Below are 12862 nucleotides of genomic sequence, written 5' to 3' on the forward strand. Positions count from 1 at the left end.
TATAAAATAGCCTAAAATTAAAGGGAAACGATAAAATTGTAATCTTTTTAATGTTTTTGTTACATGATTGAAAACTATTTTACACAATTTATATAATCGACACTTTGCACTATATAGGGATTATTAGTTATTTTTCAAAAAATTCCTAATAAATCATTCCATTACTATTTGTCTATAGTGAAGTATACAAAAATTAACAGATAATGAAAATTTATACATTTTCACACAAAAAAAAGATACAGCGGAAGCTGCATCTTTCATTTGATCCCAGCAGGATTCGAACCTGCGACCGTTCGCTTAGAAGGCGAATGCTCTATCCAGCTGAGCTATGAGACCGAACTTACTTCATTTTAGCAGAAAAAGGAAGGAGCGTCAAGGTTATTTATGGTAAGGACTCCCCTGTTGAATCATGAAAGCACGATAGATTTGTTCCACCAACACTAATTTCATCAACTGATGAGGAAGAGTTAATTGACCAAAGCTCATTAATAGATTTCCTCTTTTTTTCACTTCAGGAGAAAGACCAAGACTGCCTCCAATAACAAAAGTAAGGTTTGAATAACCAGATGTCATAATCTGGTCGATCGTTTGACTAAATTTCTCTGAAGGAAATTGTTTTCCTTCAATGGCCAGTACAATCACATATTCCTTATCTGAAATTTTAGAGAGAATTCGTTCCCCCTCTTTTTCAAGAATTTGTTGATTTTCGAGTTGACTAGCACGATCTGGAGTTTTTTCATCAACTAACTCAACCTGTTCTACTTTTGCAAATCGACCAAGCCTTTTAATATACTCCGCGATCCCATCTTTTAGGTATTTTTCTTTTAATTTTCCAACGGTTATCAATTTAATTTTCATTCCCCTATTGTAGCATAATTCTTAAATTCCACAAATAATCCACAGCTATAGAAAGAAAACCTATTCGATAAAGTTTTTTTTATAGCCATTTCTTAACTAAATGTTACAAGTTATCCACAATTTGTGGATAACTTTAATTATTTAAGTTATAATTAAGAAAGTTTGTCTATACTCTAGACAATTTGATAGCCTTAGGAGGAAAATATGAAATCTTCATCTAATTTACTGAAAAAAGTTGTGAACATAGCCCTCATTTTTGTTGTGGGTTTACTAGGTGGAATTCTTGGAACTTTTTTAACCTTACAAACATCTCACTCTTCTACTTCCAATACTGAAAGTAAACAAGTCCACTCAACCACTGTTAAAACAGCCTATAAAAATACAACCTCAACTAGTGAGGCCGTCGATAAGGTGAAAAATGCTGTTGTTTCTGTAATTACTTACTCTGATTCTTCGAATCAAGGATTGTTTGAAAAAGAAGACAATTCAGACTCACAAATTTCTAGTGAAGGTTCTGGGGTCATTTATAAAAAAGAAGGAAAATATGCCTACCTTGTTACCAATACCCATGTGATCAATGGTGCTAAAAAAGTAGATATTCTTTTAGCAGATGGGAATAAAGTCCCCGGAGAAGTAGTTGGGTCAGATGTCTATTCTGATATTGCAGTCGTTCGCATTAGTGCAGATAAAGCAAAGGCAGTAGCTGAATTCGGAGATTCAAACCAATTAACGGTCGGTGAGACTGCAATTGCAATTGGTAGCCCTCTTGGAACAGATTATGCTAATTCTGTTACCCAAGGGATTATTTCCAGCCAAGGCCGCAATGTGAAATTGAAAGCCGATAATGGACAAAATATCTCTACACGCGCCTTACAAACAGACGCAGCCATCAACCCAGGAAACTCTGGAGGTCCATTAATCAATATTCAAGGACAAGTCATCGGGATTACCTCAAGTAAAATTTCAAATAACGGACAAACTTCAGTAGAAGGAATGGGATTTGCAATTCCTGCAAATGATGTTGTCAATATTATCAAGCAGCTAGAAGAAAAAGGAAAAGTAGTTCGACCAGCTCTTGGAATCCAAATGATGGATTTATCCAACCTTTCAACTTCTGATTTAAGCCAATTAAAACTTCCTGAAAAAATCTCTGGAGGAGTACTGGTTCGTTCAACACTTGAAAATATGCCTGCTTCAGATAAATTGCAACGTTATGATGTCATCACAAAGATCGATGATACAGATATCGAGTCAACGGCAGATTTACAATCCGCCCTCTATTCTCACCAAATCAATGATACGATCAAGGTCACATTCTATCGTGATGGAAAACAACAAACAACTTCTATCAAGTTGACAAAATCAACTGAGGATCTGAGCGATTAACTTTCACTTTCTTGACATACTTGTAAACACACCTTTACGAATTTGTAAAGGTGTGTTATTCTATTCATAAGATGGAAAAATTAGAAAAAATAGCGGTAAAGGACATTCGAACCAATCCTTTCCAACCAAGAAAAGTATTTGATCAAGAAAAATTAGAAGAACTGGCTCAGTCAATCAAAGAAAATGGCTTAATTCAACCCATTATTGTCAGAAAATCTCCAATAATTGGTTTTGAATTGCTTGCAGGTGAAAGACGTTTTAGAGCTTCAAAAATTGCTGGATTAGAGCTTGTTCCTGCGATTATTAAAGAGTTAACGGATCAAGAAATGATGCGACAAGCCATTATTGAAAATCTTCAACGAGAAGATCTCAATCCAATTGAAGAAGCTATCTCCTACCAGAAGCTCGTTGATCATGGCTATAAGCACGACCAAATCGCTCAATTTATGGGGAAATCTAGACCCTATATCAGCAATATGCTTCGCTTGTTACAACTAGCTCCCTCTGTTCAAGAAGCAGTCATTCAAAATGATATTTCTTCGGCTCACGCGCGTGTTCTTGTTCCTCTTGATGAAGAAGAGCAGCGCTTTTGGTTGGAGCGAATCAAACAGGATCATTTAAATGTTCGAACATTAGAAAACAAGATTAGTTCAAAAAGAAAACAGAAAAAACAAAAAGCAAAAGAGAGCTTCCTACTAGAAGAGGAACAACGATTGAAAAAAATATTAGGAACAGATGTGACGATACACTCCTCTTCTCAAAATAAAGGAACTATCCAAATTTCTTTTTCCAGTCTTGATGAATATCAACGAATTATCAACAGCCTTAAATAAGGCTGTTATTTTTATTTTTTGTATTGACAAGCTTTTCCACCATAAAAATCTTTTGTAAATAGCAGAAAAATAAGGATGTTCTCTAGTTATCCCCACTTTGTGGATAACTTTTAAAAACAATGTGAATTTAAATCCACAACTTGTGGAAAAGTTTAAAACTATAATTTAATTTCATGAAATTTAGCCTGTGGAAAACTATTTTTGTTTGTGGTAGAATAGGAGTACGTATGATTTGATACAATTCAAGAAAAGGAGGGAAGTCTGATAGTGTCACAAGAAGAGCAATTTTGGTCTCGTTTTTTAGAATTAGCCCAATTACAACTAAAAGATAGTGCCTATGATTTTTTTGTCGCCGATTCAAAATTAGTCAAAATCGATGGAGAGACGGCAACCATTTATCTTGATGGAAATTATAAAGAATTATTTTGGGAAACAAATCTAAAAAATGCTTTGATCACAGCCAGCTTTGAAGTCTACAATACAGATTTGAAGTTTCATTTCGTTTTTGAAGATACCGAAGAAATTCCTAGTAGTCATAGCGGTGAGAATAGGAGATTATCTTCAGGTAGCTTAACAACCGAACCGTTGCCTAAAATTGATACAGGTCTGAAATCAAAGTACACCTTTGATAATTTTGTGCAAGGGGATGGAAATATTTGGGCGAAAGCAGCAGCGCTTGCAGTTTCTGAAAATCTTGCAACAACTTACAACCCTCTCTTTATCTATGGTGGACCAGGGCTTGGAAAGACTCACCTATTGAACGCAATTGGAAATCAAATCCTAGAAAATATTCCAAATGCACGGGTTAAGTATGTTCCAGCAGAAACCTTTATTAATGAATTTTTAGAACACCTTCGATTAGGAGAAATGAAGACGTTCAAGAATACCTATCGAAGTCTTGATCTCTTACTGATCGATGATATCCAGTCACTCGGCGGGAAAAAAGTCACGACTCAAGAGGAATTCTTTAATACCTTTAATGCCCTCCATAGCGACAACAAACAGATTGTTCTAACAAGCGATCGAAGTCCGGATCATTTAGATAGTCTTGAAGAGCGGCTGGTTACTCGTTTCAAATGGGGACTAACGCAAAATATAACACCACCTGATTTTGAAACTCGGATTGCCATCTTACGGAATAAAATTGAAGATCTAGACTATATTTTTCCTAATGACACACTGGAATATCTAGCAGGTCAGTTTGATTCAAATGTCCGAGACTTAGAAGGTGCCTTAAATGATATTTCTTTAATGGCGAAGGTGAAAAAACTAAAAGAAATTACGATCGATGTTGCAGCTGAAGCTATTCGAGCTCGTAAAAACGATAATAGCAAGACGCTTGTCATCCCCATTGAAAAAATTCAGGAAGCAGTTGGAGCCTTTTATGGAGTCAGTGTAAAAGAAATCAAAGGTTCTCGAAGAGTTCAGAATATTGTCCTAGCACGACAAGTGGCCATGTATCTTTCAAGAGAGATGACGGACAACTCACTTCCTCGAATCGGAAAAGAATTCGGTGGAAAAGACCACACGACTGTCATTCATGCTTATGAAAAAATTAAAAGTATGGTCGACACAGATGATAATCTACGACTCGAAATTCAAAGTATCAAGAAAAAGTTAAATTAATCTGTGGATAACTTCCTCTAAACTTCTAAGGGTTATGCACAATTTTTAAACAAGTAACTTTTTAAGTCATAGATAGGATTCTGAGACTTTTCCACAACTTCCACACAACCTACTATTACTATTAACTTACTAATCATAAAATAAATAAAAGGAATGACCATGATAAATTTTTCTATTAACAAAACTTTATTTTTACAAGCACTAAATACTACCAAAAGAGCGATCAGTTCAAAAAATGCTATTCCAATCCTTTCCACGATTAAAATTGATGTCACTCCAGAAGGAGTTGCCTTATCAGGATCGAATGGCCAAATTTCAATCGAAAACTTTATTTCTATCAAAGACGAAAATGCTGGTTTACTAGTGACCTCCCCAGGTTCTATTTTATTGGAAGCAACTTTCTTTATTAATGTGGTTTCAAGTTTACCAGATGTTACTTTAGATTTTAAAGAGATTGAACAAAAACAGGTTCTTTTAACAAGTGGAAAATCAGAAATTACACTTAAAGGAAAAGATGCAGATCAATATCCACGTATTCAAGAAATTGCTGCAAGTAATCCATTAGTTTTGGAAACAAAATTATTAAAACAATTAATTAATGAAACAGCATTTGCAGCAAGTGTACAAGAAAGTCGGCCAATTTTGACAGGTGTTCACTTTGTTCTATCGGATAATAAAGAGCTAAAAACAGTAGCAACAGACTCTCACCGTATGAGTCAAAAAGTGATTACACTGGAGAAAAATGGAGACAACTTTGATGTTGTCATCCCAAGTCGCTCTCTTCGTGAATTCACCTCTGTCTTTTCTGATGATATTGAAACAGTTGAAGTTTTCTTTGCTAACAATCAAATCCTATTTAGAAGTGAACACATTAGTTTTTATACCCGTTTGCTAGAAGGAAATTATCCTGATACAGACCGTCTCATTCCAACAGAATTCAATACAGAGGCAACCTTCAATGTGGCCAACCTTCGATTTGCAATGGAGCGTGCTCGTCTTCTTTCAAATGCGACTCAAAACGGAACGGTTAAATTAGAGTTCAAAAATGGAGTGGTTTCTTCTCACGTTCATTCACCAGAAGTTGGGCGAGTAAATGAAGAGATCGATACGAGCGCCGTTTCAGGAGAGGATTTGTCTATTAGCTTTAATCCAACTTATTTGATTGAAGCGCTCAAAGCTATTGACAGTGAACAAGTTGTTATTCGTTTTATTTCTTCTGTTAGACCGTTTACATTGGTTCCAGAAGGAAATGAACAAGGGTTCATTCAATTGATTACGCCAGTTCGCACAAATTAACAAAGGTGAATCATGTATACGTTAGGTGATTTTGTAGAAATGAAAAAGCCTCACGCTTGTGTGATTAAAGAAACAGGCAAGAAGGCAAATCGTTGGGAAATTACGCGACTTGGTGCAGACATAAAAATCAAGTGTAGCAATTGTGATCATGTGGTCATGATGAGTCGCCATGATTTTGAACAGAAAATGAAGAAAGTACTATAAAAGGTTCAGTCACTTATGTGACCGAACCTTTTCGATTATTTTAATTCTTCAAATTTTCCATTTTTAACTTCTTTGAAACCACCCTGTTTCATCATATCAAAAGTTGATTTGAAGCTGATATAGTCGACTTTTTTATCTTTTTGTGTCGTTACTAATTTCTTTTCAATTAGCTGATCTAAGTCTGCCTTTTCATAATTTAGTGTTGTTTTTTCAACCATATAATCATCTTTATATTCAGCAGAATGTGTGAATCCTTTGACATCTTTGTATTCTTCATCATATTTATCGATCATTTCCTTTAATTGATCTTTCGTAACTCCCGCCTCTTTGTAATAAATAGTAGTGGTGGTTTGGTTACTGATCGCTTTATCACCTTTATGTTCTAGTGTAATACGAACATCTGTTTTCTTTTCTTGGTTGATTGCCTGAAGATAGGATTTTTGAACAGATTGTTGTCCACAAGCTCCAAGAAGAAAGAGAGTGAAGATAGCGATTAAAGAAAGAAAAATAGATTTCCATGTTTGTTTTTTCATCTGAAAAACTCCTTTGTTCATTGTTAAATATAGTATACCATTTTTATCTTTTTAGAACGTTACAGTTTGATGAAAAAATCTAGTTTCAAAGGTGATGAAATATTTCATTTTTCATCACTTGTCTTTTGAATTATGTTATAATAAAAGAGATTGAAATTTGAACGGAGAAAAAGAAAAATGGCATTAACAGCAGGTATCGTTGGCTTACCAAACGTTGGTAAATCAACCCTATTTAACGCAATTACAAAAGCAGGAGCAGAGGCCGCAAACTATCCCTTTGCGACCATTGATCCAAACGTCGGGATGGTAGAAGTTCCAGATGAACGCCTCCAAAAATTGACGGAAATGATTACTCCTAAGAAGACAGTTCCGACTACTTTTGAATTTACAGATATTGCTGGGATTGTGAAAGGAGCTTCTAAAGGGGAAGGACTTGGTAATAAATTCTTGGCCAACATCCGTGAAGTAGATGCCATTGTCCATGTAGTGCGTGCTTTTGATGATGAAAATGTCATGCGGGAGCAAGGTCGTGAAGATGCCTTTGTTGATCCACTAGCAGATATTGATACCATCAATTTAGAATTAATTTTAGCTGACTTAGAGTCTGTCAATAAACGATATGCGCGTGTAGAAAAAATCGCTCGTACACAAAAAGATAAGGATTCTGTTGCGGAATTTAATGTTCTACAAAAAATCAAACCAGTTCTTGAAGATGGTAAATCAGCTCGGACCATTGAATTCACTGAGGAAGAACAAAAAGTGGTGAAAGGACTTTTCCTTTTGACTACCAAACCAGTTCTTTATGTAGCCAATGTGGATGAAGATGTTGTTGCAGATCCAGATTCTATTGACTATGTGAAGCAAATTCGTGACTTTGCGGCAACAGAGAATGCGGAAGTCGTGGTGATTTCTGCGCGTGCTGAGGAAGAAATTTCTGAGCTAGATGATGCAGATAAACAAGAATTTTTAGAGGCGATTGGCCTAACAGAGTCTGGAGTTGATAAACTCACGCGTGCAGCTTATCACTTGTTGGGACTTGGCACTTATTTCACAGCTGGTGAAAAAGAAGTACGTGCTTGGACCTTCAAACGTGGCATGAAAGCTCCTCAAGCTGCTGGAATCATCCACTCTGATTTTGAAAAAGGATTTATTCGTGCCGTGACCATGTCCTATGATGATTTGGTTAAATACGGTTCTGAAAAGGCTGTAAAAGAAGCAGGACGCTTGCGCGAAGAAGGAAAAGAATATGTTGTCCAAGACGGGGACATCATGGAATTCCGTTTTAATGTATAAGAGAGTTAAAAAGATGTAAAGGTTGGAAAAAATATTTCCAACCCTTTTAGTGTTTTGAAAGGAAAGAGATGACGAAATTAATTGTTGGATTGGGAAATCCAGGTGATAAGTATTTTGAAACCAAACACAATGTAGGCTTTATGTTAGTTGATCAAATGGCAAAGTCTTTAAATCTTACTTTCTCCCATGATAAGATTTTTCAAGCTGATATCGCCTCAACATTTTTGAATGGAGAAAAGGTCTATTTTGTAAAGCCGACCACTTTCATGAATGAGAGTGGAAAAGCAGTCTATGCCCTTCTGACTTATTATGGTCTGGATATTGAAGATCTTTTGGTTATTTACGATGATTTAGATATGGAAGTTGGTAAGATTCGTCTTCGAGCGAAAGGATCAGCTGGAGGTCATAACGGAATCAAATCGATTATCAATCATATTGGAACTCAGACTTTTTATCGAATTAAGATTGGAATTGGAAGACCTAAGCAGGGCATGTCAGTTGTTCATCATGTCTTAGGAAAATTTGATAAAGACGATTACATCACTATTCTACAAACAATTGATCGAGTAGAAGAAGCGGTTAACGATTACTTGGTAGAAGAAAATTTTGAAAGAAGCATGCAGAAATACAACGGGTAAATAGATGAATGTAATTGATTTAGTGAGTCAAAACTCCAACCTTCTATCCTGGCAACAAGGTTTGCAAAAAAATAATAGGGAATTGATCTTAGGATTGTCTGCGACCACAAAGGCTATTGTAATGGCTTCAGCCTTTGATTCTATTGAAAAAGCAGTCCTCATTACTTCCAGTTATAACGAAGCAGAACGATTGGCTAGTGATTTTATTGCTTTACTTGGAGAAGAGAAAGTCCATACATTTTTGGGAGATGATAACCCTTTAGCAGAATTTGTTTTTGCTTCACAAGAAAGGCAATTTTCACGATTAGAGGCTTTGAACTTTTTATGTCAAGAGGATCGTCAAGGCATCCTTGTGACCAATGTGAGTGGTATAAAACTACTATTACCTTCTCCTAAAGTTTTTGCATCTAGCATTTTTCAATTGAAGGTCGATCAAGAAATAGACTTAACTACTCTGAGTGAAACATTACAGAAGATTGGCTACCAAAAGGTGAGCCAAGTTTTGCAACAGGGAGAGTTTAGTCTACGAGGAGATATTTTAGATATCTTTGAGATCGACCAACTCCAACCCTATCGGATTGAATTTTTCGGAGATGAGATTGATGGAATCCGAATCTTTGACCCAGAAAGTCAGCGTTCTGTTGAAAATGTTGAAGAAGTTCAACTGAAGGCAGTGAGTGATCTATTGTTGCAAGAGGAAGATTTCATCCGTGGTCAGCAGCAAATCGAACAATTGCAAGAACAGAGCGCGAATGAAGAATTTAAATCTTATCTAGCAGAAATTTTAGGAGATATTTCTCAAAGGAAACTTCATCCGGATCTTAGAAAATTTATTAGTTTCTTTTACGAGAAGCAATATACCCTATTCGATTATCTCCCTAAACACACTCCTGTTTTTCTGGATGATTATCAAAAAATAGCAGATCAAATAGCGAGATTTGAACTAGATACAGCTAATCTCTTGACGGAAGATTTACATAAAAATAGAGCTTCTTCTCGCCAAGTGTATTTTGCAGACACCAGTACAACATTACGAAAATATACGCCTGCAACTTATTTTTCAAACTTTCAAAAAGGATTAGGAAATCTGAAGTTTGATCATTTGTATCAATTCAATCAATATCCCATGCAGGAGTTTTTTGGACAATTTGATTTACTAAAAGAGGAAATTGAACGGTATCGAAAATCAAACTATACAGTTATTATCCAAGCAACTTCTCATCACAATCTTCAACAGCTCCATAAAAATTTAGAAGAGTATGGGATTCGATTAGATTATATTGATGGGGATACGATCATTCCTCAAGCTAGTCAATTAGTCGTTGGAGGATTAGCTCACGGTTTTCAATTTGTTGATGAAAAAATTGTCTACATTACAGAATCAGAGATTTATCAGAAAAAGATCAAACGAAAGATTCGCAGGCAAAATATTTCCAATGCAGAACGCCTAAAAAATTATAATGAATTGGAAAAAGGGGACTATGTTGTTCACCAAGTTCATGGTATTGGTCAATATTTGGGAATTGAAACGATTGAAATTTCGGGTGTCCATCGTGATTATGTTTCAATTCAATATCAAAATGGAGATCGCATCTCGATTCCTGTCGATCAGATTCAGATGTTGTCCAAATACGTTGCAAGTGATGGAAAAACGCCAAAAATTAACAAGTTAAATGATGGGCGTTTCCAAAGAACGAAGCAAAAGGTTCAGACCCAGGTGGAGGACATTGCGGATGATTTGATAAAACTTTATGCGGAGCGTAGTCAATTAGAAGGCTTTGCCTATTCCCAAGATGATGAAAACCAAGAGGCTTTTGAACAAGATTTTCCATATATTGAAACAGATGACCAATTACGTTCCATTGAAGAAATTAAAAAAGATATGGAATCGAATCGTCCGATGGACCGATTGCTGGTTGGAGACGTCGGTTTTGGGAAAACAGAGGTCGCTATGCGAGCAGCTTTTAAGGCAGTAAATGATCATAAACAAGTAGCAGTGCTGGTTCCTACCACTGTTCTTGCCCAACAACATTATGCCAATTTTAAGGAGCGTTTTGAATCTTTTGCAGTAGAAGTTGCTGTTTTAAGTCGTTTCCAGAGTAAGGCAGAGCAGAAAGAAACGCTTGAAAAGTTGAAAAAAGGACGAGTGGATATTATTATTGGAACTCACCGGCTCTTGTCCAAAGATGTTGTTTTTTCAGACTTAGGCTTAATCGTGATAGATGAAGAACAACGTTTTGGAGTGAAGCACAAAGAAACCTTGAAAGAATTGAAAAAAAAGGTGGATGTGCTTACCTTGACAGCTACCCCTATACCTCGAACTCTTCATATGTCTATGCTAGGAATTAGAGATTTGTCTGTCATTGAAACACCTCCTACCAATCGATATCCTGTGCAAACTTTTGTACTAGAGACCAATCCAACTATTATTCGAGATGCTGTGTTGCGGGAGATGGATCGTGGAGGACAGGCCTATTATCTTTACAATAAGGTAGATACAATTGAACAAAAGGTGTCTGAATTAAAAGAGTTGATTCCAGAGGCTTCGATTGGCTTTGTTCATGGCCAGATGAGTGAAGTTCGCCTGGAAAATACCCTGTTGGATTTCATTAATGGCGAATACGATGTCTTAGTGACGACAACCATTATTGAGACAGGTGTGGATATTCCAAATGCTAATACACTCTTTATTGAAAATGCGGATCATATGGGACTTTCAACGCTTTATCAATTAAGAGGTCGTGTGGGACGAAGCAATCGAATTGCTTATGCCTATTTGATGTATCGTCCAGACAAATCTCTTACAGAAGTGTCTGAAAAACGTTTAGAAGCTATTAAAGGTTTTACTGAGTTGGGGTCTGGATTTAAAATTGCTATGCGAGATTTATCGATCCGTGGAGCAGGGAATATCCTTGGAGCTTCTCAATCTGGTTTCATCGATTCAGTTGGTTTTGAAATGTATTCTCAATTGTTAGAAGAAGCTATTGCTAAGAAACAAGGCCAAGAGCATCGTAGGCAAAAGAGCAATGCAGAGTTGAACCTTCAAATAGATGCATATTTACCTAATGAATATATTTCAGATCAACGTCAAAAAATTGAAATTTACAAACAAATTCGTGAAATGAATTCTGCGACGGACTATGAATATTTGCAAGATGAATTGATCGATCGTTTTGGAGAATACCCAGATGTTGTGGCCTACCTACTTGAAATTGGTTTAGTGAAAGCTTACTTGGATCAAGTCTTTGTCCGTCTTGTTGAGAGAAAACAACAAAAAGTGACAGTGAAATTTGAACCTATTGCCAAACAACTGTTTTTAACACAGGATTATTTCAAAGCTCTGTCAATGACACAGTTAAAGGCACAGATTGCAGAGGAAAAAGGATTGATTGAAGTGATCTTCGATATTCGAAATAAGAAAGATTTTGAAATTTTAGAAGCTCTGAAGCAATTTGGTCAAACCTTATTGGAAATTAAACAGGAAAAAGAAGAGGACTAGAAGTTCTTAGCTCATTTTTCGCATTTTATGTATAAAAAATGATACAATACTATGTTAGAGGTGACAGTATGAGATTAGATAAATATTTAAAAGTTTCTCGCATTATTAAGCGTCGTCCTGTTGCAAAGGAAGTTGCAGATAAAGGGCGGATCAAAGTCAATGGAGTATTAGCCAAAAGTTCAACGGATTTGAAAGTGAATGATCAAATTGAAGTTCGTTTTGGAAATAAAGTATTGACGGTTAAAGTCTTGGAAATGTTGGATAGTACAAAAAAAGAAGATGCATCCAAAATGTACGAAATAATTAGTGAAACAAGGATAGAAGAAGATGCCTAAAAATATCGTTCAAATGAACAATAAATATATCAAAGACGAAAGTCAGCGAAAACGTTTTTTAGAAGAAGAAAGAAAAAAACGCAATCGTTTTCTAGGGCTCGTTTTGATATTGGTCATGTTACTGTTTATTCTTCCAACTTATAATTTAGCCCAGAGCTATCAATCGCTACAAGATAAAAAAGAACAATACAAACAGTTGGAAAAAGAGTATAAAGAAACAAGTGAACAAAAAGAATACCAACAAGACATCGCTAAAAAATTAAAAGACGATGATTATGCAACAAAATATGCACGCGCTAAGTATTCTTTTTCAAAAGATGGTGAATATGTTTATACCATCCCAGATTTACTCCCCCAATAA

At 35.8% G+C, this 12862-nt stretch carries 12 protein-coding genes and 1 tRNA gene; 10 read left to right on the forward strand and 3 right to left on the reverse strand.

Annotation, left to right across the window (positions count from 1 at the left end; translation table 11 throughout):
- Window positions 1-262 precede the first annotated feature (262 nt).
- Window positions 263-336 (reverse strand) — tRNA-Arg (locus SM122_RS07455).
- 42 nt (window positions 337-378) lie between these two features.
- Window positions 379-858, reverse strand: a complete 480-nt coding sequence (rlmH, locus tag SM122_RS07460) for a 23S rRNA (pseudouridine(1915)-N(3))-methyltransferase RlmH (RefSeq protein WP_003009233.1) — start codon at window positions 856-858, stop codon at window positions 379-381.
- A 204-nt stretch (window positions 859-1062) separates the two neighbouring features.
- On the opposite strand from rlmH, the gene SM122_RS07465 reads away from it, so the two are divergent.
- The 5 genes from SM122_RS07465 (at window position 1063) to SM122_RS07485 (ending at window position 6203) form a co-directional block, all read left to right on the forward strand.
- Window positions 1063-2244 carry a S1C family serine protease gene (locus SM122_RS07465; RefSeq protein WP_324737924.1) on the forward strand — a complete coding sequence of 394 codons (1182 nt, stop codon included), beginning with the start codon at window positions 1063-1065 and terminating at the stop codon, window positions 2242-2244.
- Between the two features lie 71 nt (window positions 2245-2315).
- On the forward strand, window positions 2316-3077 hold the full coding sequence (locus SM122_RS07470; protein WP_324737925.1) for a ParB/RepB/Spo0J family partition protein: 762 nt from the start codon (window positions 2316-2318) through the stop codon (window positions 3075-3077).
- Between the two features lie 267 nt (window positions 3078-3344).
- Window positions 3345-4703 carry a chromosomal replication initiator protein DnaA gene (dnaA, locus tag SM122_RS07475; protein WP_031574821.1) on the forward strand — a complete coding sequence of 453 codons (1359 nt, stop codon included), beginning with the start codon at window positions 3345-3347 and terminating at the stop codon, window positions 4701-4703.
- A gap of 159 nt (window positions 4704-4862) precedes the next feature.
- On the forward strand, window positions 4863-5999 hold the full coding sequence (gene dnaN, locus SM122_RS07480; protein ID WP_021154169.1) for a DNA polymerase III subunit beta: 1137 nt from the start codon (window positions 4863-4865) through the stop codon (window positions 5997-5999).
- Between the two features lie 12 nt (window positions 6000-6011).
- Entirely contained in the window at window positions 6012-6203 is a 192-nt protein-coding gene (locus SM122_RS07485) for a DUF951 domain-containing protein (protein WP_003002008.1), read from the forward strand.
- 35 nt (window positions 6204-6238) lie between these two features.
- On the opposite strand, the gene SM122_RS07490 is transcribed toward SM122_RS07485, so the two are convergent.
- A complete protein-coding gene (locus SM122_RS07490; protein ID WP_031574824.1) occupies window positions 6239-6736 on the reverse strand; it encodes a DUF1307 domain-containing protein in 498 nt (165 codons plus the stop codon).
- A 177-nt stretch (window positions 6737-6913) separates the two neighbouring features.
- Here SM122_RS07490 and ychF point away from each other — a divergent pair, with 177 nt between their 5' ends.
- From ychF to SM122_RS07515, 5 genes are all read left to right on the forward strand, one after another.
- Window positions 6914-8029: a redox-regulated ATPase YchF gene (gene ychF / locus SM122_RS07495; RefSeq protein ID WP_003009244.1), complete on the forward strand. Its 1116-nt coding sequence runs from the start codon at window positions 6914-6916 to the stop codon at window positions 8027-8029.
- A 68-nt stretch (window positions 8030-8097) separates the two neighbouring features.
- Window positions 8098-8667, forward strand: a complete 570-nt coding sequence (gene pth / locus SM122_RS07500) for an aminoacyl-tRNA hydrolase (protein WP_324737926.1) — start codon at window positions 8098-8100, stop codon at window positions 8665-8667.
- Between the two features lie 4 nt (window positions 8668-8671).
- Window positions 8672-12166, forward strand: a complete 3495-nt coding sequence (gene mfd / locus SM122_RS07505) for a transcription-repair coupling factor (RefSeq protein WP_024056450.1) — start codon at window positions 8672-8674, stop codon at window positions 12164-12166.
- 68 nt (window positions 12167-12234) lie between these two features.
- Window positions 12235-12501 carry an RNA-binding S4 domain-containing protein gene (locus SM122_RS07510; RefSeq protein WP_003002258.1) on the forward strand — a complete coding sequence of 89 codons (267 nt, stop codon included), beginning with the start codon at window positions 12235-12237 and terminating at the stop codon, window positions 12499-12501.
- A complete protein-coding gene (locus SM122_RS07515; RefSeq protein ID WP_003009251.1) occupies window positions 12494-12862 on the forward strand; it encodes an FtsB family cell division protein in 369 nt (122 codons plus the stop codon). Before SM122_RS07510 ends, SM122_RS07515 begins: the two co-directional genes overlap by 8 nt.

Origin of the sequence: Streptococcus gingivalis (assembly GCF_035544715.1) — a bacterium.
Lineage (GTDB): Bacteria > Bacillota > Bacilli > Lactobacillales > Streptococcaceae > Streptococcus > Streptococcus gingivalis.